A 24,842-nucleotide genomic window follows, 5' to 3' on the forward strand; every position below is an offset into this window, starting at 1 on the left:
TTATGTTTTTTCTTTTTCAGATTCAAAACCAAGAAGTTCAGTATCTTCGTTTATACGCTCAAAACAACCATCGCATGGCTTGTAAACGTACCGCCCAGTCACTTCCATTAGTTTTGCATCGTTTGCAAACCCCTTGCTGAACTGTTTTCTACCATAACGTGAAAAAACCAAGGATTTACCAGACTGAGATAGATAGTTATCTAAGACATCTTTTCTGATATACAAAGAAGAATTTCTATCAATGGTATGACTAAATACAGCTAAGTCTTGGTTTTTATCGAGCCACCCACTGTCCAGATCCCAGCAAAGGTTCATTTGCTCAACTAAATCAGGACAAGGCATATCAATAGAGTTTTGTTCGACGTTGCTTGAGTAATCGGACTCCCACTCTCCACCCCGTAAAAGCTGAATGCTAGAGAATGTTCGTTGGTCATCTGAAATGGTTGTATCTTGTTCAGCAATACATTGCTTGAAAGCAGGGCTTCTAGGGTACTCTGCCAAGTAAACTCGGTAGCAGTGGTTATTACTATGATTGTAGACTTCGAATGTATTGGCGTTTTTAGGAGCAACAAAATAGCCATTATAGCTAGCTATACCAATGAAGCTTTCAGCGCCGAAAGAGACGTCGTCCTCATCTCGCTTCGCGTGAACCTCTGAATAAAAGTTCAAGTTAATCCATGTCGTCTTGCTCTCGTCATTCAAGATGAGTACTTTGTTTGCGAGGTAGTAATCATCAGTCTGCAACCAACAGTCAATATTACTCTCTGGTAACTCAAGGTCTTTTTTTATTAGGCCTCTGAGTGGGTATTTTTCTGTTGGCGATAAATTTCTTATATCAGATACATCTACCTTTCTCAGTTCTAACGACCAGAATCTATCAGAAGTTAATTGTGGCTCCCAACGAGATTGTGCTGTGGGCACATTGGCAGCCAACAAACCTATCAATCGATGTAAAGCTATCCAGTAACATTTCTTGCCGATCGTTTCTGCATACCCAGGCTTTGCTCTTCCTCTTCCATACTTGTGGAGAGTTGCTAAATCATGGTTGAGAGCGCCTTCACCATAGCCGGGATAACCGATGGACATTGCTTCATTCATGATCCAGCTGGCTATATTTTCGTGCGTTATTCCTTTTGATTCTAGGTCAAAGACTCTTAGCCTTGGCTTTACTTTATACCGCCAAAAGTCAGGACCTATATTGTCACCCCATAAGCGCATATTTGATGGCAAGTTTTCTAATGTGAGTAAGGGCTGCACATCACTAAGAACAGGCCACGTTATTGATAAAGAACGGGGTACAAACTGATTCGATAACCGATTTTCTTGAATCCCTATGCTTAAAAGCTCCTGCATTAACAGTTGGGCATGTTCGCGAATCAAAATATTTGTTGAGCGACTATTGAATTGAATGAACCTATTTAAAGGCTGAACAAACTCTTCAGCTGATTCACGTGAAAGTAAACAAGCTGTATACATAGCTAGAATCAGGCTTTCAAGTATGTAGTCATCATCACAACTAATAAACGTGTCAACAGCGTGAATACATATCGTTGGGTGCTTTTTAAAAAGTAAGCTAAGGCACCTTGTGGCTTGATCTCTCACTCTTCTATCTGTGGCAGAGCAGCACCATAGTAGTGCTGAGGATGCTAATTTGTAGCTTTCTTCAGGCCAATTTGTCTCTTCAATTTTATCTAGAGCTTCAATCAGAAACCAAATTGCACCTCTATTATCATAGGACTCCGATAAGGCAACAGAAAGGTAAGTATCTCTTGATGGCGGGTCTTGGCGCCATTGAAAAGTCTTGAACCAACTTTCCGCATTCAGGTAATGGTTAGGAACTACAGATAGCTTAAACAGACTTTCAAAAACAGTTTGCCACAACCCTCCAGTTCTTAATGCTCCAAACATATGCTCCTCAATGTCAGGAGTAATGCTTTGCTTTGAACGCCAAGTTAGTGACTTAACAAAAAGCTTATGAGCTAAATCTTGGTTTAATCCCAGGCGACTATCAGTAATCTCAACACCTATTTCTTCAGGGAGAATACTTGCAAGAGCTTCTAAGACTCCGCTCTCTATATCGTTTAAAACAGCGAGTTTTTCTGCAAGGATGGATAGATCGTTGCTTTCAGTTTCTTGATAGGATTGAACTAGTGAAGATGCGCGCAACATGTCACCGAACCTCTGGTACCCAAACCTAATCAGAAAGTCTTCATCGCTAGTTATTGATAAAATTAGTAGCTGCTCTTTGGCTAACTCATCAATAAATCTCTCTGGAGACACTTCACTTCCTAGGATTGGTTTGATTGTACTTACAGCTGTATCCCAATTTATAGTTTGGTTGTCTGAATTTGCTAACGCATCAGACAATTTGATCATTACTGCTCTAACAATATTTCTAGGGCTGACATAGTCCAAACGCTCTCTCAGTGAGTCATCGATTTGCTTTAGATGTTTAGAAAAAATGGTAGAGAAGCCACTAGTCGATACATCAAGGGAAGAGTCATCATCCGACTTGTGAGTTTTGAAAACCAAATGTAGAAGTAATGGATTTCGCAACTCGTCAGTGAAAATAGGTGTTATCTCACTTTCAACATTGTAGCGTTGAGAGAAAGAGGAAAGCACTTCATGAAAGTTTCTAGTAAATCCAATGTGGTTATATGCATAACCTGGAAATCGTTCATCAACAACTAAGTCGGTGTATATATCGCGAGTGGATACAACGATCTTTATGTCTTCATACTCTGTTAGTTGCTGGATTATCTCAGGAAGTTTGTTTTTCCATTTTCTCGCTTTATTTCCTTCGTTTAACGCATCGATAGCTATAACAAAAGAATGATTGTTGGCTTGAGCGCTTGCTTGAAGGCAAGATAGTAATCTGTCTCGCCCCACATCGGAGCCGAAGCCTAGTTTGTTTCGGACAACATCCCAAGGTTCCGCATTATCAAAGTCTTCACCAAATAGCACCAGGGTGTGAGCACCCTTGCTTAATCTTCTCTTAGCAAAGCTCACTATAGAATGTGTCTTACCTGCACCGGCTGGTCCAGCCAACAGAAAAGAGTGAGCATGGTAAGACTGAACTAGAGGACTATAGAGCGCTTGTTCAATATCTAGTATTGAAGCGAGCAACTCCCTTGAAGCATCTAAGTGTTCAGCAGGAAATACACACATATACTCTGCTTGAAACTGCCTGAATGAGGGCGTGTCGCTGTTTTCACCATGTGTTGTAAAGAAGTGTTGCTCTTGCTGCTTTATTGCACTTTCACAGTATGGCTTAAGTAATTTTATGGTATCTAAAGTTGTACAAAGAACCGTTTGGTCAAGAATGCTGTACTTACTAGAAGTTTTATCTAAAAGTGCATCCAGTAGCTGTATAGCACGTAATCTTTCACTGTCAGGTGTCTGAGAAAATATCTTTTCTGAATATTGCGCCTTTGTTCTAAAGCTGATTTTCAATGGATTCCAACTATCAATGAGCCATTGTTTAAAATCATAGACTTCGCCAAAAGCGTCTAAAGCATCATGGGCTTCTGTAATTATGTCTAAATCACTACAATACCTTGGGCCAGCGAAAGCTGCTGCCGAGTCAATACAGTTTTTTATTTTCTGAGAGGTTAATATATTCTCGTTAAACCAGTAGGCGACCAAACCACCCGAACTGTCTATTGTTAAGATCTGCTGTCTAGATATCTCCGCCGTAACCAGTTTTATATGTAGATTCTGATGTTGAGTTTTGATGTCATCACGCCATTCTTCAAACTTTTCAACTTCACTTTTCCCTCTTTTGCCCTCTGCGACTCTTCCTGTTAGATCAAATGGTAGATAAATCCAGTATTCAGATAATGTTGGATGATTTTTTAATGCAGTGGTTAATGATTTTTTGATCTGGCCAAACTCACTACTGCCAAGTTTAAAAAAGTATTTTGCTTGAATCCCCAGAACATCACCTGTGGGGGTTTTGTAATAAGCTTCGACGCCTCCATCGCCCCCGTCGCCACGCAAACTAAAGAAAGAAGAGCCCTGTGGTGGTTGAGAATAAGTTTTAAAAAGCTGTATCGCTAGTGACTCAAAACTATCGTTTTTGCTTTTTGGAGTCGATCTTATTTGAGAAAAGTTAATGGCAGTCAAAATAACCCCTAATGATGCTTAGAAAGATATATTAGATGTAGCTTAAAATAGGACGAAGGTTGTTTCTTTTCTGTGATGCAAATCAAGGGGTTAATGATAATAAGTTAAATCCTAGCAATCTTGATTTTTCGTTCGATAATCTGCTTTTTTGCTTTAAATCGACCAAATTTTCATAAATCACTAATGGTCACCTAGATGAGCCGAGCAGAAATTTTTTCCATACTTCATTTAATTAGCAAGCACTGTAACTCAGAAATGTCCAGAGGCATGCTGACGGGGTATGAAATACGAAAATGCCCCAAGACGTGTTTAGAGCGCATGAAACTAACATGACATTTATTTGAATAACGTTCTACATTACGGTTAGTAGTCCATTATGCTATAAACTAATCTAATGTCATTTTCGAATCGAGAAACGGCTTATGAGCAAGAAAAAGCTATCAGAAAAAGAACTGCTTAAGGGTATTACACCTAAGACTGCCCACGCTGATGGGCTTGCTACAGTTTCATTAGATGAAGTGGGCCTAGAACCCTCAGAAAGCGACTATAAAGCTGTTTTGAAAAGAATTGAATCCTTGTTTGATGTGGCTGAACCAGGCACACCCGAAGGTGATGAGCTTGAAAAGCTAGTAATTTGGGTTGAAGGGTATGAAGAAGATCACTTCCCATTTTAAACTAGCTAACCTTCAGTTTTGCCTCAATCAATTTAGATAGCAGTAAAATAATCTGTGCAAGAAGTCCTTGCACAATTGCTCTTACTTTCAGATACGACAAAGCCACAGGCTTTGTATAACAGCTACATACAGAATGTTTTCATTAATTTGCATTTTGGGTGCGGTGCCAGGTATTTCATCACCAAATATGGGAGGGAGAGTACCTTCGGCTTATCGTATGTCCTCGGTTGGCTGCTTTGCAATTCCGCTAGATTCAAATTGATACCATTACTTCTGGCCAGACAGTAAATAGTAACTCAAAGAATAAAGCAGGGATAACCGAGGCTCTCGCTATTAGTGTAAAGCGAAGAACCGAATGCAGTAAGCTTACTTCCTCAAAGAAACAAGCTAACGCAGTTCATAGTTATCACGCCTCTGTAATTCAAATAGTCACTCGACTAAAAGGTTTAATTATCATGGTCGAACACAGCACTCTATTAGTTGATCCTTTTGGTCGAAGTTAGAATTTGAGCATAATCTCGACCAGAAAAGTGAATGTTCTTTCTTTTTCGACTAAAAAGTTTAAAAGAATTGGTCGAGAGATTGCCGGCCTTGTCGCGTCTCATGAAAATGCCAGCATTGTTAGGGTGGCCTCAATTATTGCTCCAGAAACATTCAATATCGATAAGCATTAACCCTCCCCCTGAATACAGAAGTGAAGCTTTTGATATTTTCTATGTGGGCCAATTGGTACTCACTACTTTCTGGGAAACTTCTCCAAGCTCTCGCTACTAATTTACTTATATAATGCCATGGGCTCTTTAGCTAACTTATACGAAGACAATTCGCTGAATGTATGATCTAGCGAAATTAGGAACATAACTCGAAGTGTCAAAAGCAACGCTACTAATAAACTAGCAAACCTCTCTGTTTAGGACCGTTTTTTAAGTGATATGTTCGCCCTCTAATGCTTACTATTATCAACAATGATCCAACGGGGTTCATCCTTAAGGTTATGATTTGTAATTATTAAAATCTTTAATCTTACTTTGAAAACTTTTAAGTAATCACACATCGCAAGTTGCGATGCGCAAGTTGCGATGTGGAGTGAAAACTATCTAGAGTCTTGCTCTCTGTTAGGTAGGCTACATATAGCTCAGATTAGAAAACTATAGGTACCTATCATCGTAACTCAGAGATCCCCCAACGTTTCAGGAGCCACAGTAAAACCCATAGGACTAGCTAATGAACAATTACCGAGGAACCCTCAGTAGTTGCAGAGTTTGCAACAACCCCTACATGCCCAAATTGTCCAATAGCCTGTTGGACAAAGTTTAATATCTAAATTTTGCAAGAGGGTCTTGCAAAAATGCGAAACAAGTTGTTTCGTAAATCGTCTTTGCCCCTAAACGTTTAGAGCATAAGAAACTATCAATAGATTAATTTGTGTGTAAGCCTGTTGCACCAGTTTTTTTAGTCCCAGATACGACAAAGCCACAGGCAATGCCTATGGCTTTGTAAACAACTACAGAATGTTTGTCATTCAAAACGAAGAGGGAACACATTCTGTGTGCAGCGTCGGGTGTTTTATCACCAAAGTATATGGAAGGGAAAGCACCTAGACTTATCATATGTCCTCGGTGGTCTGCTTTGCAATTAAGCCAAGTTCAATTCGATACAATTACTTCTGGCCAGACAGTAAATAGTACATCCAAGAAAAAGCAGGGATACCCGAGGCTCTCAACGTTAGTTTAAAGCTAAGAACTGTATGTGTGTGATTACCGAGGGAGGTTGACGGTCTAAATACCGAAGGATTCTGTCGTTGCTTTATTCATAGTAGTCCACTATTGCAGATTAGTTTCTATTCGATAATTGATTCCTCGGCACGTGCCTCCCGTAACTCTCTTGTATTCAGCTTTTCTTCAAGCCAGATGTTCCTTACTGTTGAGTGACTAATCGAGATGTTAAAGCGCTTCCTCATCTCACCACTTATCCTAATAGAGGTTAGGTGAGGCGATTTTAGTGTTAATGAGATGACGATATTTCGAGTCTTTTCATCGATGCGATTATTGTTGTGTGATTGACCATACAGACGTTTCAAAGCAAGTGGGCCATGGGCTTCAAGTAATTGACGGTTGTTGTGAATGCTTTTGACAGAACAACCGCTTTGTCGAGCCGCTTCTCTCACATTGCCTAACTTATTGGCAAGCTCTATGACATCGAGCTTTTTCTGAACTTCTTCTCCGTATTCTTTCCTAGAGCTAGGCTCAGTAAGCTCTTTAATCGATAACTCTCGGTCGGCAAAATAAGCCGTAAAACCCCCATCAAGTTGCTTACGTAATTCGACTTGTTGACTCACGATAGAGTGCCGTAACGGGGAGGTGATTTGATACATTGCGTTGGCGTAACTGAAGGTATGATCTCGACGGATTTTTCGATATTCTTTTTGAATACATATCGCGTCAATGTTCAGGTACTTCGGAACGGGTGTATGCTCAGAGCGCATTAATTTGGCGTTAACTGTGAGGGTCGTTGCCCAATACTCAGGGATGAAGGTGTTTTGTAGGTAGTTATTTGCACTGATCATATCAGTAACCCCAGCCAACCTTAACTCAGGGACTAGACGATCTTGGAACGTATCAAAGGCACGTTCGATGCGACCCTTGCCTTGAGGCGAATTGGCAAAAATAATTTCTATACCCAGCTCTTCACAGGCTCGTTGCATCTGGGAGAAGTGGCAACGTTTTGGTCCACCGAAGATGCCAGCTCTATCGACATAAAGAGTCTTAAAAAGCCCTTTTTTCTCGATATAAGTTTTCATTACTTTGAGGCATCCTTCGGTGGTTTCTGAAGGGAAAAACTCCGCATGAACCTCACTGGTTGCATCATCAATCATGGCGATAAGACAAGATTTTTTATCACCGAACCAAAGGTGTGGACTGCCGTCCATTTGCAGCATTAAGCCTTCGGCCTCCATACGCTCACGTCGTCTTCTTACCTTAGAACGTCGATGTTTGGCTCGTTTTACATGATGGATTTCATGTGCCCAGGTACGAAGCGTCTCCCGCTTTACTTTGATGCCTTCAAATACCTCTAACATGTCGGCGAGATGAAGCATGTTAAAGTCGTAATACTTGGCCTTTATAAGAGCTTGAACTTGCTGCTTTAAGGTAATGGGTATTTTATTAGCGGGTGTCCTTCCTGTGTTGCCATGAACCACAAATCGGATACCATCAGAGCGATATCGCCTGAGATAACGTTCAATGGTTCTGCGAGACTTATTGAGGAGCTTAGAGGCATTAGTAATTGATATTTTACCGAGAGCAACTTTCGCGATGATATCCACGGTAAGCTGAGATTGAGTATCCATAACGATCATCCTATACACCCCTGACTAATTCGTAGCACTAGTCAAAGGATTACGTAAAAATAGAGACCGTCAATTTCCCTCGGTAATTAAGCGAATGACAAAGTCGCTTGGTAGTTACGATACGACAGAATCGCTTGGTGATCACAGCTAAGAACTGTATGTGGCAAGCTTGCTTCTGCCCCTTTTCTACTTAGTGCAATTACTCAGTAATGATTTACGCTGCTGAGTTTTTCATACGTGAGTTATGGTAGGAACTGCGTATGAAAGTTGCACGTACGGTTTCTAGAGAGGCAGCACTTCGTCTACTCAACTAAAATTTTGCTTGTGCCGACTGTCTATTTAAATCATATGAGCGGCAATTGACTTACTTTTGGTATTGTCGGTAATGTGTCTTTGGGTGTGAGTTACACAGGTACGAAGAGATGTAATGTTACCGGTTGAGTTGCCTACAATAAAACGAGCATCAGGATCTTTTGTGAAACTACGCTTTCACATTTTGAACATTAATGGAGATATAGTTTCATTATGAACTCACGTCGTAGAGCAGTGGTTTTTCCTAGACAGCAACGCATCCTCGATCAACTGGGTGAGAATATTGAGTTGGCGTTGAAGCGACGGCATATATCACAGGAGTTGTTACACCAACGAACGGGGGTATCAAAACCGACATTACGAAGGATTATCAGAGGTGATTCAACAGTGTCTATTGGGCACTATATGATCGTTTTGTCAGTATTAGGCCTCGAAAATGACCTTGGTATGGTCGCCAGTGATCGTGTGCTTATTGGTAAACTTGAATCGATAGAGAAGCTTAAGAGTAATTCAAATACATGAAACATTGTTGTTCTGTTGCCTTTAGGACCGCTATAGTTTTCAGCTACTACTTAGTCGTTATTTGGGACTGGCTAACATCTAAGTAATGATTAATCTTATCAGCAGCAGGAGTTCACAATGAAAGTTTATGGACAAAAAACGATAGAAGTCGTTGTTGATCGACATTGTGATATTTGTGGTGTTAGCGTGATGGTCGATTCAAATGGCGTTCAGTTAGAAGAGGTTGATTAACTGACTGCCAACTGGGGATTTGGGTCAAAAATGGACGGTATTATTCACCACCTTGATATGTGTGAAAGTTGTTTTCAAGTTGCATTATCTGCTCTAAAGTAGCATCGTCGAAGCATTGTGATGTTCGATGTTGAGCAAGACCTTCCCGATGAAAAATTTGGTCAACAACCTGTTGGCTAAAATCAGACTCGCTTGTTAGTGAAGCAAGCCGTTTCCCAATTGTGCAACAACCTGTTGCACAAATCAGTCAAAATCAAAAATGCCCCAATTCGCGTTAGAAAGGGACTCCGTAGGTGAGTTGTTTGACGATTTTTCCCATAGATTAACTAATACGTATAGCAATGGAATGACCACATCCTTATAAACGTGCATGTTGAAATTTTGTAAGTGTATCAGGCGTAATCTACTAGTTTTAATCTCATTTCATAAAGACCCTAGCCTTAAAGGCTACAACCTCGTTATAATTCTTTCTGTTATGAATGAGGATGCACGGATGAAGAAAAGAGCTTTAGTAGCAGCAATCATGATTGGTATACCTAGTTTGTCGTACGCTAATGATTGTAGTGATGCCAACATGAAAACCCAACGATTAAAAAGGGATTCAATAATTCTATTTACCGAGGTAATGGATAAAGACTTCGAAAATAACACAGCACTTTTAATCCAACAGTATGAAAAATTAACCCATGGATTAAAAGGAGTGAGAGAGCTGGCTGACATATCAGAAAAAACACTAAAGCACTGTGCAGGGAATGGCTTCACAAATGAAATATACAGTTTAAAAAATAAAGAAAAAGTAATGTTCAGCGTCGCCTTTACAACTGATTTCAAAGTTTTTTATGATAAATACCTTGTCCCTAACAATACATGGACAGAGGCAGCAATGGCTTTCGAGTCAGATATAATTAGCAAGCGCAATCAAATCAAAATCAATATTAAAAATGCGGCAGAACAAAGCTTGAAGAAAGAAAGTGAAAGGAAGTCTGCTGCCGAAGCTGAAGAAAAAGAACTCGCTGAGTTAAAAAAAATACTTGATAAGGCCGAACGTACCAAACGAGAAAATGACACGGAAAACAAGAGTGAAAGACATAGTAAGCAATATTCAGCTGAGTCACATACTACAGTAAAAAGTGGGTTTGACACCTTTGCACTAGAAAGTAAGTTAACAACAAAAGCTCTTGATTGCAGAACCCCTAAGATAACACCAGCATCTGGTGATTGGGGGGCCCTATATGGATGCATACAAGGAAGAGCAGAAACAGTTAAGTGGTTTATTAACGAAAAAGCCGGTACAGGCAAAGTAGCTAATATTAAACTCATGTGGAACGATTGGTCTAAGGATGTCGGATATGGAATTCACGCTGACAAGCGAGAAGCTCAAAGAGCGCTCGACGCGCTAATAAATATATATGCTCCAACAGAATCTCAACCTCTCAATGACGTATTCTGGGGAAACACAAATAGAACCATAGAATCCAATAGTTTTACTTTTGACTATAGCTACACAAAAGGTCCTGCAATTGACGAACGTCTGATTATTGTTAGGGCTAGATGAGTGGTAGCACATCAATACTCCTATATGTGCTAAGCAGAAACTGTTCTGACACGTTTCTGCCCCAAAGTGAGCCTGAGAGGGGGTGAAATCAGTTTGAAACCCTGCAACTTGCCTCACTTTTCCTCATACCTATAGATCCGACAATGTAGCTAAATGTTCTAATCCACAACAGACTAACCTTCAATCACACTCACGCACGAATATGTTGTTCAACTATTTCTAAGCTATTGAATAATTGAAGACTAAAGGCAAGTTTTTGATTGATAACATGCCTTGAATTGGGAACAATATATGCTTGCACGGCTTTCAACTAGAAATTAGATTCAAACTAATTATATGCATAATTTTCAGTTGGTTAGATAGGGTTCTTGAGATATTCTGAATACATAAATTCGTGCTGGCACGATATTAGAGTGTTAAATTTCTTTTTAGTGTATCACGGGCAATAAGGAGCAAAGAGGTGCAAGATAAAATAGCAATGCTTTCAGCTGCGATCGCTCTATTATCAGCTATTTATGCAAGGTACTCATATAGTCAAGCAAAAAAGGCAAATCAGCTTGTATACCATAGTTTAATCAAACCGATATATGTTGCTTTTGATGAGTTACGCATTCATATGGACTCAACGGGTAAATTCGCTGATAAGTCTACGGTACAAAAGTTCTTACCTTACAAAAGAGATGCTGAAATCTATCTTGATAAGAAAACCAATAAATATATGCATGACTACTGGGAAGCTTGCTTCTATATGGCTGACTTATCTGAACAAACTAAAGCTGGAAGAACTTCGGTGGCACAGAACAGTAAAATAGCTGAATGCGCAAAAATAGAGAAACAATTGTCAAAAAAGATTAGTAAGAGAATAAAGAGCAAGTTAACTCTTGGGTTGTAGAAATTTAACAAACGTTTAAGGTTTCAAAATACTTTTTCTAATCTGAGCGAAATGGTTTAGAGCAGCACACCTAAAACGTTTGTGTCCGTGCGACCTGAAGTCGTATGAAGCGTTGTTCACCACGACAAGAGTGAACCATCTGTATCACCAGATGACCCTAGGTTCCTGAATAAAGCAGCGGAACCGACAATGTAACGAAACTCAGTCGTTAGCTGAGTGGGAACGGAATCGTGAGAAGATGTTCCTCCTGAGAACCACAGCTCGGGTGAGTGCTAGGGAGTCAATATGATGAATGTAATGTGAATCCATGTAAGGTGCGTTATACGATGAAGCAGCGGAAGTGGTTAATACGCTGTAGCCAAAATGGCAATGAGAGTCGGAAAGAGATTGGACATTACTCTTTCGTGATCAGCGTACTCTTCGCACTATAGTGGGCATCTAAGTTGACATTTTTACGCAACATACGGAACAGGGTAAGCCTGTATACCTCCCTATGGGAAAGCGACCTGTGAGGGTTGCCGATAGGTATGCAGGTAAAGGAGGCTAGAGAAAGCGAATGTCCCTTTGTAATGAAGGGGATACAGGTTTATATCTGGCGCGAAAGCGAGCTGACTTCTAGCTGGTCTCCCGTTGCGAGATAGCTTGAAGAACTTTATTAAAGAAGAAAAGCAAATGATGATTTCGAATGAAATTAGTGCGTCTTCTGACAACGAACCGTGGTTTCTTATTCACTGAGTGACCATTGGGTAGTTTTAAAGCTTTAAGTGTGTATCGCAAAGGTAATTTATTTACTGGGTGCTTAACGGTGCCTTTGTGGAGGCTTGAGCCGTATGCAGTGAAAGTTGCACGTACGGTTCTGAGGAGGGAGGCACCTGGCAACAGGTGCCGCCTATCCGACAAAACCATCACAGGCTGAACTTTTACCTGTGGCACTTTCTACCTCAGAAATGCCCCATTCCTTGTTTCGACTGATTCAACACATACTCAACCAGAGCTTCATCTGACTTACTTTTTCTAATCTAACTATGTAACCAAATTTACTAATCCAGTACACCTTGCAGTAAGAAGGGCATAGTACAGTCCAAGAATATTCTCTGTATATACGATAGAAATGGTGATTTTTTATTAGAATTTAACTAATTACGCATACATGAGTTGCAGCTTGGCACATCAATTCATGCTATATAGAAAAATCTGTATTTTGGGATGTAGGCAGAGAGCTTTGGAGCTTAAGTTACTGTTATTTTTATAAAGCGGGGTATCGTTTACGTCATTAAGATACTAGGCAGCATAATTCTGTATTTAAGTGCAGAATTACTCTGTCTAAATAGCTGTTATGACACTCCACGGTTTCACAGTTTTGTCCATAAAGTATCGATGAAAGTAGGTAGATAAGGCATTGAATGAATAAAGGCTATTACTCCTAAAGAGAGTGGGAGCAAAATGTCAATTATCGCTAAAACTAGCAATCGAAGTACAAATCTGCGATTGGTTAAACTAATGATGTTCGAAACTCTTTTGATGTCTTGTAGAAATGGGTAGATGTTGCTAACCATTTCGTTATTGACGGCATTTAATTTGTCCAAATTCTTTTCTAAAAAGAATTGAGCTTCTCGAAATCTGTCTTCTTCGTCTTCATTGTACTTTGCATAGAAAGCATCTTTTCGCTTATTGATCGTGGAATCATAAAATTGAGAAAAAACTTGAAGTTTCCCAAGGCGTTTTTCAACTTGATCCAAAAACTTATTATATGGCTGTAATCGTACTATTTCTGTTTCAACGCGCCAACTGTAAAGGTCAATTAGCATGAAAGCGGTAAAAGCAAGAATATAGTATGCTATTCCAATGGAAAACAGACCCAGTAAAGAATCCAAAGGGATCTGACTTTTCCCGGTGCTTAACCCAACAATACTGGAAACTTTTAGCTCTAGCGTTGAAGCAGCAAGACAACCGACTGATGCGAATAGTAAATTTCTTCGGATTTTTCGTGTGTTTTCTGAATACGGATCGGAGAATGCAACATCCGATAATTTATTGTCATGAAGACTAAGAACTAGCTTCTCTCTGTCTGATTCGGTGAATAGTCCCGCACTCTCTAAACCGAAGGTCAAATCCGGAACTTCGTTTTTCTCTTTTCTTTTGTCTGTAACACCTTCAACTTCTTTGGCTCTTGCGAGTTCATCTAAGGCTATATCTTTGATTTTCATAATAAGTCACACATGATGAGATGACACATTATATCTAAGTATTGTATGAATATGCACCTAGTTTTGTTAATCTGAATTACTAGGAAAAGTTGGCATAACAAGCGCTTAAGGTTTCAAGATAATTATTCTAATCTATATCGAGCGCGTTTCTGTCCAGAATTGTTTCATTCGGCACTTTCTAGCACGTCACTTAACTTGATTTCTAATTTTAATGGTGCTGATCACTTCATCAGCACACAAAATAAATATGCACACCCGTTCAAGTGACTGGCATAATGGTGCTTGATCGAGTTTTTTGGTACTCGGTAATGTTGTAGTAAAGAGAGATTCCATGGCAAAAAAAGAAGAGATTTGTATTGAGAAAATCTCACGAGAAATGACTCAAGGAAAAACAACACCTTACCTTTGCACTGATGATGAAAACATTAAACATATTGTCAAAGGACGAAAAGCAACATCTAATGGTCTGGTTAAAGAATGGATCTGTGCTCGACTAGGTACTGCTTTTGGCTTGCCAATCCCTGATTTCGCATTAGCATGGGCCGATAGTCCTTTACAAAAAATTAAAGAGTTATACGAGTACAATTTCGCTTCAAGCTTTGTTGAGAATATTCAAGATGTAACAACATCAACGTTAGGTAAACTACCAAAGCAGTTGCTAAAAGACCTTTACTTCTTTGATTACTGGGTTAGAAACAATGACCGAACTCTCAGAGAGGGGCAAGGGAATCCCAATTTTTTCTATAACTCAGCCGAAGGCAATGCACTTGTAATTGATCATAATTTAGCGTTTGACAAGGAATTCGAACTTAGCAAACATAAAGAATTACATGTATCTGCGCCATTTATAGAATGGGACGAAATTTTCGAGACTGAGCGGGCATACTATACAGAGCTAATTGAACTATCTTTAAAAGAAATGGACAATGCTCTAGCTGAGCTTCCTGAAGAGTGGCTTGAAATTTACTCTATAGATCAGATTAATCGAGAAATTTTACCTATACTAAACCAATATAAAAACGACAACTTTTGGGAGGACATCAAGTGAGAAAACTGTTTGAGTACGCTGTTATACGTTTTATGCCATTTGCTGAAACCCAAGAGTTTGCGAACGTTGGGATTGTTCTATGGGCTAACGATTACCCAAATACAGTGCTTATTAAACTTGCACCAGCACCATTCACGCGTATAAACAATTTTTTTGATGACATTGATGGAGGGCTTTATGGTAAAGCCCGTTCATTTATGGAAACAGAGTTGGAACGTATTAAGCATTATGCTAAAAGAGTTGATGGGAACGAACTATCTGCTGTAATGCATGAGTTAACGCGTAAACGTGAAGCCGTAATGACGTTCAGTGAAACTGGTGTAGTACTTGCTGAAAATGGCGACGATATTCTTAATCGTCTATATCAAACTTATATTGGTAGGGATCTACCTGTAACCAAAGAGCAGCGTGAACGATTAATGGTTAGAGAGCTTAGAGAACAATTTGGGTCTCTTCCATTTAGATACAAGGAAAGCTCTGTTGATGCTGGGTTTGGTAAAATAAAAATTCCATTAGTTACGGTAATTGGCAGAGATCTTCGTGCAATTAAACCTATGTCATTCAATCAAGCTAAACCCATGAATATTGCAGATCACGGAGACAAATGGATTTCTCGTGTGGGGCATATACTTGATGCGAAAGCAGTTAAAGCTGAAGACTTTTTGTTTACGATTGAAGCACCAAAATCTAATAAGCATGAGATTCTAATGGCGTTTGATTCGGTAAAGAATGGAATGAAGCGATTAGGGGTTCAAGTCTTACCTTTCAAGAATAAAGAGAAGATCCTAGATTTTGCTGAACCAGATTTGTCAATAGCGCCGGTTTACTTCAAACTAACCTGAGTATTGTATAAGTAATATTTTTTTAACCGCCTTCGGGCGGTTTTTTCTTTTCTTTACATAATCCATGAAACACTTATCTAAGGAAATTTGTAACACGGAAATGTCCGTGCGACCTGAAGTCGTATGAAGCGTTGTTCACCACGACAAGAGTGAACCATCTGTATCACCAGATGACCCTAGGTTCCTGAATAAAGCAGCGGAACCGACAATGTAACGAAACTCAGTCGTTAGCTGAGTGGGAACGGAATCGTGAGAAGATGTTCCTCCTGAGAACCACAGCTCGGGTGAGTGCTAGGGAGTCAATATGATGAATGTAATGTGAATCCATGTAAGGTGCGTTATACGATGAAGCAGCGGAAGTGGTTAATACGCTGTAGCCAAAATGGCAATGAGAGTCGGAAAGAGATTGGACATTACTCTTTCGTGATCAGCGTACTCTTCGCACTATAGTGGGCATCTAAGTTGACATTTTTACGCAACATACGGAACAGGGTAAGCCTGTATACCTCCCTATGGGAAAGCGACCTGTGAGGGTTGCCGATAGGTATGCAGGTAAAGGAGGCTAGAGAAAGCGAATGTCCCTTTGTAATGAAGGGGATACAGGTTTATATCTGGCGCGAAAGCGAGCTGACTTCTAGCTGGTCTCCCGTTGCGAGATAGCTTGAAGAACTTTATTAAAGAAGAAAAGCAAATGATGATTTCGAATGAAATTAGTGCGTCTTCTGACAACGAACCGTGGTTTCTTATTCACTGAGTGACCATTGGGTAGTTTTAAAGCTTTAAGTGTGTATCGCAAAGGTAATTTATTTACTGGGTGCTTAACGGTGCCTTTGTGGAGGCTTGAGCCGTATGCAGTGAAAGTTGCACGTACGGTTCTGAGGAGGGAGGCACCTGGCAACAGGTGCCGCCTATCCGACAGAGGCTTCATAGACCTGAAGTTTTACTCGTGGCACTTTTCTCAAAAAGTGCCAGCTAACTCAGATCTGCCCGTGCGACGTGAAGTCGTATGAAGCGTTGTTCACCACGAAAGCGTGAACCATCTGTATCACCAGATGACCCTATGGCTCTGAATAAAGTAGCGAGCCAGACAATGTAACGAAGTCAAGTAACTACTTGGCGGGAAGTAAATCGTGAGAAGAACTTCCTCCTGACAACCACAAATCGGGTGAGTGCTAGGGAGTCAGTATGATGAACATATGTGAATCCATTTAAGGTGCGTCACATGAGAAGCAGCGGAAGTGGTTAATACGCTGTGGCCAAAAGGCAACGAGAGCGGGAAAGAAGTTGGGCAGTACTCTTTCGTGGTCATTAAGCTCTCCGCACCAGAGTGGGCATCTAACCTGACATTACGCGACATACGGAACACGGTAAGCCTGTATCATTCCTTCATGGGAAAGCTTTCTGCGAAGAAAGCCGATAGTGGTGCAGGTAGAGGATGCTGGAGAAAGCTAATGCTGTATTGTAATGATGCAGATACAGACTTATGTCTGGCACGAAAGTGAGCCTACTTCCAGCGGGTCTCCCGTTGCAAGATGATTTGAGGAACTTTATTAAAGGAGAAACGCAAATGATGACTTTATATAAAGTTAGTGCCTCTCCTAATGAACATCAACGCTACTCTTTAACCAGAATAGTTTTGGTCGTAAGTATTGAAGCTTCAAATGTGCATTGCAAAATCTGCCTTATTGGCAAGTGGGTGTACATAGTACGCCTTCGCTTATCCGACCATAATCATTCAGAATAAAAGCTCAATCATATTCTGTTATTGCGAACTAGCACTATTTTTTTGTGATGTAGTAGTACTCGACGTTAAGGTTAATGATGTTCTCGTACTTGAGTATAAGTCTATCGCCTTTAATCTCGTAAAATCGATTATCTGAGGTTTCGTCAACCTTCACTGGCGTCTTATCTTCTTTGATGTGACGACGAGTAGCTTCAGAGATAACCAAACGATCAAGCTGACCATCTTTGGTTAAGTAGAAATCTTGCAACATCCCATAGTAGAGATACGTACCTTCACTGGTATCTTGGGTTGCGGATATCTTAATGAACTGAGCATCTTTTTCTCGACTCAAAAAGCCTTTCAACTCGTAATACCAAGGCGTGTCAAATGCGAACTTTGAATCTTTGTAGGGGTTATATTTAAAGACTTGGGATTGCATCAATTTACCAGCTCCATGCGATACATAGAACAGGACAATGAAGTAGAGGCCAACAATCCCAATGTCAGGGGTTAACTGCGACAATTCATCACTTGTGAGCTTGGTACCTGATAGTATTTTCAAGCAAAGAGTGAAATCGATTGGGTTGATGAGGCTATGTACGAAACCTGCGTAGACGAACTGAATAACAAATGCGCACACAATGGCGGTCGCAGATGACGCTTCAAAGGGTTTCTTCTCTAGTGTGTTGTTTTCTCGACGCTCATAAGCATTGAGATAGATGTAGCCCGGCAGAATGAGAAGTAGAATGAAGAAAGCCGGCAATGCGATGTTCATTATACCGGCTCTGCGTGTTGACGATTATCGGATGTCTTTGGGTTGGTTCTGGAAATGATGTATGTCGTTCCGTCTGATAATGTGATTTCCTGATTGTCCAGTTGGCTTGCAATTACCTTTCGCAATTCCTCTCGCCCTTTGGTGTCTCGCCTGATATGACTTGCGAGCTGGCCCATTAACGCTTTCATAAGTCACCTCCTTTTCTTCAATATTAGAGTGGACTAAGGTTTGGGTCAACCTTCAGCTTCAATACCTTATCAAAATTACGTAGCAATGAAACTGGTCTGCACTTGCAAAACTGGACACTAGCTAACGGCTAAGTGACTTTCCCATACGTAAAGTTATCCGAATTTTACTAATTTAAGTGTAAGCGTCTACGAACCGACTCATTGACTTTCTAATATCTACGCAGATACCGCCAACTAAGGCGGTATCTGTCATTCTGAGCGGTATTTTGTAGGGGCGGACTATTCCGTCTTTGGCATGTTCCAAGGTAGAAGATGACCATGGTCATCCTCACTCTTCAGTTTCGGGATTTCTCGTAGCACGTATTCGAGGTACTCATACGGCTCACAGCCGTTAGCCTTCGCGGTTTCGATAAGACTGTACAACACTGCACTGGCGCGGGCTCCATTATGAGTCTTTGAGAACAACCAGTTGTTCCGTCCTACCGTGAACGGACGTACTGAACGTTCCGCTCGGTTATTATCCATGCTTAACCCGCCATCATCGATAACTCTTACTAGCTTCGACCATTGATTGAGACTGTAGCTAATCGCCTCACCCAATTTACTTTTAGGGGGCACCTGAGTGACCGATTTATCTAACCACGCCTTGAACTCATTGAGCAGAGACTGAGTCTTTGATTGGCGGATAAAATATCGCTCTTCCCTCGTCTTATCTTTGAGGGCTTGTTCAACACGATAGAGCTTTTGGAACCAACTGACTGCCCACTGGATTTTACCCCCTTTTCCTTGCTTTCCTTTTGGTTGGCTCTGCTCTGACTCTATGAACTTACGTCTTGCATGAGCCCAGCAACCCACCAACTTCGCGTCTGTCTTTTCATACGCTTTATACCCATCAACATGAAGGTATCCAGTGTAGTTTGACAGGTACGATTCAGGGCAGTGGTGCCCCCGACTCCCTTCCTGGTTGTCGAACAAGACGATACCGGGAGATTGCGCATTACCGCCCCGGTCTGGACCACACCCATACAACCAGATGTAACTTTTCTTTCTTTCGTCATCGAGCACGGTCAACGTGGTCTCGTCCGCGAACAGAACATCTTGTGCAAGGAGGGTTTCTTTCAGTAAGACGATTAACGGCTCTACCTTATCAGCGCAACGCAGTATCCATTGACTCATCGTTTTTCTGCTGAGCGCTAGCCCATATTGTCTGAACAGCGATTCTTGACGATAGAGAGGCAGGGCATAGTGGTATTTGTTCGTGATAATTTGCGCAAGCAAAGAGGGCGTCGCGATGCTTTTCGGGATAATCGATGCTGGCGGTGGAGCCATTGCAACAACGCTCTTCTCTCCTAACGCATCACATTGACGACAGACGTATTTGGGTCTTTCAGTGACTTCAACGTACAACTTCGCCGGGATATACACCAGTTTTTCACTGGTGCTTTGCCCCATCCTGCAGAGTATCGACTGACAACACGAGCAGGTTTTTTCTGATTCTGGTATGTCCACCACGACTCGCTCTCGTGGCAGGTCTTCGGGAAGCTTTGGGCGACCACGACGTTTTGTCTCGGATGAGGTGTTTTCCGCTTCCGAGGCGTCATCATTCGTATTATCGGGCGCTCCCTCTTCACCTGTCGTATCGGCATGAGTCTCCGCCTCATTGAACTCTAAGTCCTGAGGAGGCAGGGTTTCACTACTGCTACCAAAGCGTTTACGCCGCGCTAGGTTGAGTTTTTCAACCAGAGATTGGATGGTTATTTCGCTCTCGTTTAGAGATTGGCGAAGTGTGAGTACCGTAGATTCAAGCTCAGTCACTTTTGAACGTAAGAGCGCTAGCTCATCTGGATTATTTTTATATGGCATATAAGGAAGATCGCAGAGATCCGCGAAAGTTCCTTATCCGCTATTATTTTTTAATTTAATTAAGACTTTGGTAATTCAATGTTTGATGGGGTTTCATTTTTTCAATATCGAGCCCATCAAGCAACCAATACCACTGCTCTTCCGTTAATGAGAGGGTTTTCCCTGGCATTTTTCTTGGCCAAGCGAACTTGTCTTTTTCGAGTCGCTTTTGCCAGAGGCAAAAGCCATTACGCTGCCAGTAGAGAACTTTGAGCTTATCCCGCGTGCGATTACAGAAGACGAATAGCGCTTCGGAGAAGGGATTAAGGTTCATATTCTGTTCAACAATAAAGCTCAAGCCGTTAATGCCCTTTCTAAAATCGACGGGCGCCTTGTGGAGATAGATAACAGAGATATCAGGGAACATTTTCATACAACAGCAAGCTCCTTCAATAGAAGACCGAGCCACTGAGGTGCTACATCACGAGGTACATGAAGAGAGAACGCCCCCGCTTCAAGGCGTAATTCCGTAGGTAACGTAGAGGGAGGCAGTTGCTCGGTTTTGGTGTTTAGCATGGCTGTTTTTTCAACAACAACGAATTCAGAAAGTGAATCTTCTCGTTTTTTAGGCAGGTTGACTAAGTGGTGTAGTTTGCGACGGTTGTTATCAAATGTTTTTGGATGAAGATTGTGCTCTAAACAAAACTGAGCGGCAGACTGCTCACTATTGTAATACTTCTGAACAAGGCGTAGCCATTCTTGCTGAGATCTATGCTGAGATCTATGCTGAGACATTTTCGAGTACCTTTAACGATAAAAGTTAAAGGTTACGACGTTTATTAAAAGGATTGAATGAGTCGATTTAAAGACGCTTACCTATTAACACCAACCCTCAACCATTCAAAGCTGACATTGTAGTATTCAGCTAAGCGTTTGAGCTTGTCATCTCTAGGTATACTTAGGTCTTTTTCCCATTCCCCGATAGTTGTCCCTGTCACTTTTGCAATACGAGCAACATCTTCTTTTGTCTGCCTAAATTTAATCCTCAAATCTTCTAATCGTTGACACAGCGTTTGCATTTCACGTAACCCCAAAAGAAGAAAAACATCTAAATTCTAGACTCATGCTTCATACAATAAAAATGAGATACAACCCTTAAAAAGGAAAGTACAACTTAAAGGTTGATCGTAAGCGCTCCATGAACCCATGGTGCGATGTTGTTAATGTTTGAAGTTCCAAGGTAGGATCGCATCGATATCAGGCTCAGCTTTCGCTAGCTCTTTCATGCATTTGACCATGTAGTCGTAGAGGATAAGGCCGTTGGCTTTCGCAGTCTCGACGATGCTGTAAAGCATCGCGCTCGCGTCAGCGCCATTTGCAGTGGTCGAGAACAACCAGTTCTTCCTGCCAATGACCAGCGGTTTAATTGCGCGTTCAGCTCGATTATTATCGATAGATAAATGACCGTCATCGATATAGCGGATAAGTTTCGGCCATTGGCCGAGCGTGTATTTTATCGCCTTGCCCAGCGGGCTAGACGCTAGCACTTGTTGAGTCGTCATCCACTCGTACAGCTCATCCAGTATCGGCTTGGCATGCTGTTGACGTTCTGCTTTTCGTGTTTCGACAGTCGCACCTTTTGAGCGGCGTTTCATCCGCCTGAACCTCCACTTGTTGGAGTAGATGCTCTTTCAAGGCCGCATACAGCGGTGTGAACTTCTCACTGACTTGGATAACCCACCTTGCCATAGTAGTTCGCGATAGCTCAATACCCGACTGAGTGAACAGCGACTCTTGGCGGTAAAGTGGCATTGCGTATTGATATTTACCAAGGATGATATTGGCCAGCAAGCTTTCTGTCGCGAAGCTTTTAGGGATGATGCTCTGGAGCGCTGGCTTTTGAACGATGTGGCTTTTGTCTTCAGTTTGCTCGCACTGACGACAAGCATACTTAGGACGAACATATTCCAGCACTTTGAGCACGGCTGGTGAGAACTCAAGTTTCTCACTGCGGTCTTCACCGATTTTATGCAGACTATGTTGGCAGCATGCACACTGTTTTTCATGGTCGTCTAAATCGAGTTCGATAACCTCACGAGGCAAAGTCTTTGGAAGTGGCTTGCGTTTACCACGCTTCTTCGTTGTGGTCGTCGTCGTTACCTCAACCTCTTCTTCCTTAGCGGCTTCACATTCCACTTCGTTGAAGAGGTCACCTTGAGATTCATCGTAAGGCTTTAACGCCTCCGAGCGTTTTGCGAACTGGCGGTCGAAAGCAAGTTTGAGTTGCTCAAGCAGAGATTGACGCTCTTGTTTCCATTGGTTTTCTGACGCTATCAGCGCTTTCACCATCGCTTGTAGCTCGGCAATATCTTGGCTTTCTGGGTTGATATCTGGCGTCTTTTTCATGGCATTTATTATACTAAAATCATGCCATTTACGCTTGGTAGATAAGGCTTCACTATCGATTAAGTCATTGTAAAATCGTTTATTTTAACGGGTTTATGGCCGATAATCGTGAAGCCAGAAAGCAGTCTATCAAGCTCGAATTGAGTCAGGGTAAACACTTCATTTTGCTCTTTTGTAGGCCATTTATACTTGGCTTTTTCAAGGCGTTTATACCAAAGCGCAAAGCCAGCTTTATCCCAGTACAGCACTTTGATTTTGTCGCGCTGTTTATTGGTGAACAGGAACAGTGCGCCGCTTCCCAAGAGGAAGTCGGTGTCACTTTCGATAATCGCAGCAAGACCATTGATCGACTTTCTAAAGTCGACACTCTCACGATACAGATAAATCTCTGGAGCGCTAAGCAGGCGTTTCATGATAGCGCACCGATGAATTCTGCTAGATAAGTGGCTGGCGTGCCTTGTGGAATTCTCAGCTCAATATCATTGACAAGCAGAGTCATGTTAGCCGTTCCCACTGTAGCTTGATACTTGGTTGTCTTTTCGATGACTTCAGCTTTAACGAAGCCTTGCGAAACCTCAAGGTTGTTGAGTTGCTGGCGCTTGGCATAAACGTCGAAGGGTTGCTCTCCTTGAGTTTGCAAAAAGCGAGCGTTGACAATGAACTCGATTCAGACTGCTCGATGAGCGTTTGCCATTCTTGATTAGTGTGTCGTTTTCCCATTTCAAATCTCCTCATGGTCGGAGACTTGATCTTATTCTTCGCGCTAGGCGATTAGAATGCGGGTTTTATGGAGCGCTTACAGTGCAGTTTACACTACACTTGTTAATAAAAGTGGCTAAATTTAGAACTGAAGAGGCAGCTTAGGCTACACCTTTTATGGAGACATAAACGAGTAACGCAGAATTAAATACAGTTTGGGCTACACCTAATTTACCAATACAAGTAGCAGTAATAGGTACACCCAAAATAAAATGCAGTCAGTATCTAATTGATCTCAGGGAGAGCTTTATTTCTCTTGGTGATCTTTTAGGCCCATTCACCATGCCATGGGCTTTGTTGCGTAATTATATTTAAAGATAGAGCTACCCCGTTTCGGGTATTTCTTAGTCAATACGACAAGCTTCAGGCATCCCTAACCCAGTGAGCTTGTTCAACGCTTTTATCATCGCGTAAGTCTCACCCACCTGCGCATTGTAATTTCTTAAGCTCAATCGTCCTCCTAGTAACGGTTTAACTCGATACATCGCGGTTTCTGAGAGTGAACGTCTGTGGTATCCATACCGCTCTTTCCAATACTTATTTGAGCCGTATAACTTCTGGCAACCCACTGCGAGATTTCGAGGATGACCGCGCTCCCAGAAGGCTGCCCCTTCTCTTGGGGGAATAAGCGCAACGGCTCGCTTAATCTTAATAGCAGCGTGACACGCTCTCGTGTCGTAAGCGCCATCACCAGACACCTCAAGGATACTTCGGCGTGTTTGTTTCAGTAAGTTCGGGAGGACCTCTCCATCTGTAACCGTCGATAAACTTAGCTCGGCTGCAATGATCTCGTGAGTGCTTGTATCGACTGCAATATGCAGCTTTCGCCAAACTCTCCGCTTGCCATCTGCCCCGTGTTTTTTGACTTTCCATTCACCTTCGCCATAAACCTTAAGGCCAGTCGCATCAATGGCTAAGTGCTGTATCGCTCCTCTCGTTTTAGTCTTAAATGAGACCTCAACTTGCTTGGCTCTACGACTGATGCAGGTGTAATGTGGACAACTCAATGGAACATGGGCAAGTCTAAATACCGAGTCGATAAATCCTTGCAGCGCTCTCAGTGGCATAGAAAAAACTCGTTTTACCATGAGCGCTGTCGTGATAGCTAAGTCACTGAATCGACGTGGCCTCCCGCGCTTATTCTGTTTGCTTTGCGCCCACCCGCTTATCGCCTCTTCATTAATCCAAAAGGTCAGAGAGCCTCGATTAATGAGTGATTGGTTGTATTGCTTCCAGTTGGTTGTTTTGTAAAGAGGTTTAGGCATGAGGCTACGAGAGATAGTGGATGTAACTGATCAGATCGTAGGCTCTGGATTTAGTTCCATTGAATTACGCAACAAAGCCACGCGCTTACTATCAACGAATATGGGCACGTAAGGTGTAACCCATACT

At 41.7% G+C, this 24,842-nt stretch carries 18 protein-coding genes and 2 pseudogenes; 7 read left to right on the forward strand and 13 right to left on the reverse strand.

All coding sequences use genetic code 11. The features are described 5' to 3' along the window. The gene (locus tag QWZ07_RS17150; protein ID WP_192854687.1) at positions 1-4,125 is read right to left on the reverse strand and encodes an NACHT domain-containing protein; all 4,125 of its coding nucleotides are present in this window, start codon (positions 4,123-4,125) and stop codon (positions 1-3) included. Between the two features lie 422 nt (positions 4,126-4,547). Here QWZ07_RS17150 and QWZ07_RS17155 point away from each other — a divergent pair, with 422 nt between their 5' ends. After that, entirely contained in the window at positions 4,548-4,799 is a 252-nt protein-coding gene (locus tag QWZ07_RS17155) for a hypothetical protein (RefSeq protein WP_016769277.1), read from the forward strand. Between the two features lie 1,840 nt (positions 4,800-6,639). Here QWZ07_RS17155 and QWZ07_RS17160 read toward each other — a convergent pair. Beyond that, entirely contained in the window at positions 6,640-8,157 is a 1,518-nt protein-coding gene (locus QWZ07_RS17160; RefSeq protein ID WP_080967516.1) for an ISNCY family transposase, read from the reverse strand. A 516-nt stretch (positions 8,158-8,673) separates the two neighbouring features. Here QWZ07_RS17160 and QWZ07_RS17165 point away from each other — a divergent pair. The 3 genes from QWZ07_RS17165 to QWZ07_RS17175 all read left to right on the forward strand — a co-directional run bounded on the left by QWZ07_RS17165 (position 8,674) and on the right by QWZ07_RS17175 (position 11,660). Beyond that, complete coding sequence (locus tag QWZ07_RS17165) at positions 8,674-8,982, forward strand: helix-turn-helix domain-containing protein (protein ID WP_032498521.1); 309 nt, start codon at positions 8,674-8,676, stop codon at positions 8,980-8,982. A gap of 724 nt (positions 8,983-9,706) precedes the next feature. Beyond that, the gene (locus tag QWZ07_RS17170; protein ID WP_192854737.1) at positions 9,707-10,768 is read left to right on the forward strand and encodes a hypothetical protein; all 1,062 of its coding nucleotides are present in this window, start codon (positions 9,707-9,709) and stop codon (positions 10,766-10,768) included. Positions 10,769-11,228: 460 nt separating this feature from the next. Further along, a complete protein-coding gene (locus QWZ07_RS17175) occupies positions 11,229-11,660 on the forward strand; it encodes a hypothetical protein (protein ID WP_192854738.1) in 432 nt (143 codons plus the stop codon). Between the two features lie 1,352 nt (positions 11,661-13,012). On the opposite strand, the gene QWZ07_RS17180 is transcribed toward QWZ07_RS17175, so the two are convergent. After that, positions 13,013-13,867, reverse strand: a complete 855-nt coding sequence (locus QWZ07_RS17180) for a hypothetical protein (protein ID WP_192854723.1) — start codon at positions 13,865-13,867, stop codon at positions 13,013-13,015. A gap of 331 nt (positions 13,868-14,198) precedes the next feature. On the opposite strand from QWZ07_RS17180, the gene QWZ07_RS17185 reads away from it, so the two are divergent. The 3 genes from QWZ07_RS17185 to QWZ07_RS17195 all read left to right on the forward strand — a co-directional run bounded on the left by QWZ07_RS17185 (position 14,199) and on the right by QWZ07_RS17195 (position 17,259). Continuing rightward, positions 14,199-14,915: a HipA family kinase gene (locus QWZ07_RS17185; protein ID WP_192854721.1), complete on the forward strand. Its 717-nt coding sequence runs from the start codon at positions 14,199-14,201 to the stop codon at positions 14,913-14,915. Continuing rightward, entirely contained in the window at positions 14,912-15,757 is an 846-nt protein-coding gene (locus QWZ07_RS17190; RefSeq protein WP_192854719.1) for a DUF3037 domain-containing protein, read from the forward strand. The genes QWZ07_RS17185 and QWZ07_RS17190 overlap by 4 nt, the downstream gene beginning before the upstream one ends. Positions 15,758-16,995: 1,238 nt before the next feature. Then, the gene (locus tag QWZ07_RS17195; protein ID WP_102488805.1) at positions 16,996-17,259 is read left to right on the forward strand and encodes a hypothetical protein; all 264 of its coding nucleotides are present in this window, start codon (positions 16,996-16,998) and stop codon (positions 17,257-17,259) included. Positions 17,260-17,535: 276 nt separating this feature from the next. Here QWZ07_RS17195 and QWZ07_RS17200 read toward each other — a convergent pair whose 3' ends face one another. The 10 genes and pseudogenes from QWZ07_RS17200 to QWZ07_RS17245 all read right to left on the reverse strand — a co-directional run bounded on the left by QWZ07_RS17200 (position 17,536) and on the right by QWZ07_RS17245 (position 24,715). Beyond that, positions 17,536-18,255 carry a hypothetical protein gene (locus QWZ07_RS17200; protein WP_192854742.1) on the reverse strand — a complete coding sequence of 240 codons (720 nt, stop codon included), beginning with the start codon at positions 18,253-18,255 and terminating at the stop codon, positions 17,536-17,538. After that, entirely contained in the window at positions 18,255-18,443 is a 189-nt protein-coding gene (locus QWZ07_RS17205; protein ID WP_192854743.1) for a hypothetical protein, read from the reverse strand. The genes QWZ07_RS17200 and QWZ07_RS17205 overlap by 1 nt, the downstream gene beginning before the upstream one ends. A gap of 279 nt (positions 18,444-18,722) precedes the next feature. Then, positions 18,723-20,306, reverse strand: coding sequence for an IS66 family transposase (tnpC, locus tag QWZ07_RS17210; RefSeq protein ID WP_192854739.1), 1,584 nt, complete (start codon positions 20,304-20,306; stop codon positions 18,723-18,725). A gap of 55 nt (positions 20,307-20,361) precedes the next feature. Continuing rightward, positions 20,362-20,718, reverse strand: a complete 357-nt coding sequence (gene tnpB / locus QWZ07_RS17215; RefSeq protein ID WP_192854740.1) for an IS66 family insertion sequence element accessory protein TnpB — start codon at positions 20,716-20,718, stop codon at positions 20,362-20,364. Then, positions 20,715-21,080: an IS66 family insertion sequence element accessory protein TnpA gene (tnpA, locus tag QWZ07_RS17220; protein WP_261891228.1), complete on the reverse strand. Its 366-nt coding sequence runs from the start codon at positions 21,078-21,080 to the stop codon at positions 20,715-20,717. The genes tnpB (QWZ07_RS17215) and tnpA (QWZ07_RS17220) overlap by 4 nt, the downstream gene beginning before the upstream one ends. 77 nt (positions 21,081-21,157) lie before the next feature. After that, entirely contained in the window at positions 21,158-21,364 is a 207-nt protein-coding gene (locus QWZ07_RS17225) for a helix-turn-helix domain-containing protein (protein WP_192854746.1), read from the reverse strand. Between the two features lie 141 nt (positions 21,365-21,505). Then, positions 21,506-22,691: pseudogene (locus QWZ07_RS17230) on the reverse strand (IS66 family transposase). A 59-nt stretch (positions 22,692-22,750) separates the two neighbouring features. Further along, on the reverse strand, positions 22,751-23,104 hold the full coding sequence (tnpB, locus tag QWZ07_RS17235) for an IS66 family insertion sequence element accessory protein TnpB (protein WP_261891227.1): 354 nt from the start codon (positions 23,102-23,104) through the stop codon (positions 22,751-22,753). Continuing rightward, positions 23,101-23,411: pseudogene (gene tnpA, locus QWZ07_RS17240) on the reverse strand (IS66 family insertion sequence element accessory protein TnpA). The gene tnpB (QWZ07_RS17235) and the pseudogene tnpA (QWZ07_RS17240) overlap by 4 nt, the downstream one beginning before the upstream one ends. Positions 23,412-23,794: 383 nt before the next feature. Then, entirely contained in the window at positions 23,795-24,715 is a 921-nt protein-coding gene (locus QWZ07_RS17245) for an IS5 family transposase (protein WP_192854735.1), read from the reverse strand. Positions 24,716-24,842: the final 127 nt, after the last annotated feature.

The sequence above is a fragment of the Vibrio lentus genome, assembly GCF_030409755.1.
Classification (GTDB): Bacteria; Pseudomonadota; Gammaproteobacteria; order Enterobacterales; family Vibrionaceae; genus Vibrio; species Vibrio lentus.

Excerpts from the sequence above, each read along its gene's own strand:
- QWZ07_RS17155 (WP_016769277.1), top strand. The coding sequence starts at position 4,548 with ATGAGCAAGAAAAAGCTATCAGAAAAAGAACTGCTTAAGGGTATTACA.
- QWZ07_RS17160 (WP_080967516.1), bottom strand. The coding sequence starts at position 8,157 with ATGATCGTTATGGATACTCAATCTCAGCTTACCGTGGATATCATCGCG.
- QWZ07_RS17165 (WP_032498521.1), top strand. The coding sequence starts at position 8,674 with ATGAACTCACGTCGTAGAGCAGTGGTTTTTCCTAGACAGCAACGCATC.
- QWZ07_RS17170 (WP_192854737.1), top strand. The coding sequence starts at position 9,707 with ATGAAGAAAAGAGCTTTAGTAGCAGCAATCATGATTGGTATACCTAGT.
- QWZ07_RS17180 (WP_192854723.1), bottom strand. The coding sequence starts at position 13,867 with ATGAAAATCAAAGATATAGCCTTAGATGAACTCGCAAGAGCCAAAGAA.
- QWZ07_RS17185 (WP_192854721.1), top strand. The coding sequence starts at position 14,199 with ATGGCAAAAAAAGAAGAGATTTGTATTGAGAAAATCTCACGAGAAATG.
- QWZ07_RS17200 (WP_192854742.1), bottom strand. The coding sequence starts at position 18,255 with ATGAACATCGCATTGCCGGCTTTCTTCATTCTACTTCTCATTCTGCCG.
- QWZ07_RS17205 (WP_192854743.1), bottom strand. The coding sequence starts at position 18,443 with ATGAAAGCGTTAATGGGCCAGCTCGCAAGTCATATCAGGCGAGACACC.
- tnpC (WP_192854739.1), bottom strand. The coding sequence starts at position 20,306 with ATGCCATATAAAAATAATCCAGATGAGCTAGCGCTCTTACGTTCAAAA.
- tnpB (WP_192854740.1), bottom strand. The coding sequence starts at position 20,718 with ATGAAAATGTTCCCTGATATCTCTGTTATCTATCTCCACAAGGCGCCC.
- tnpA (WP_261891228.1), bottom strand. The coding sequence starts at position 21,080 with ATGTCTCAGCATAGATCTCAGCATAGATCTCAGCAAGAATGGCTACGC.
- QWZ07_RS17225 (WP_192854746.1), bottom strand. The coding sequence starts at position 21,364 with ATGCAAACGCTGTGTCAACGATTAGAAGATTTGAGGATTAAATTTAGG.
- tnpB (WP_261891227.1), bottom strand. The coding sequence starts at position 23,104 with ATGAAACGCCTGCTTAGCGCTCCAGAGATTTATCTGTATCGTGAGAGT.
- QWZ07_RS17245 (WP_192854735.1), bottom strand. The coding sequence starts at position 24,715 with ATGCCTAAACCTCTTTACAAAACAACCAACTGGAAGCAATACAACCAA.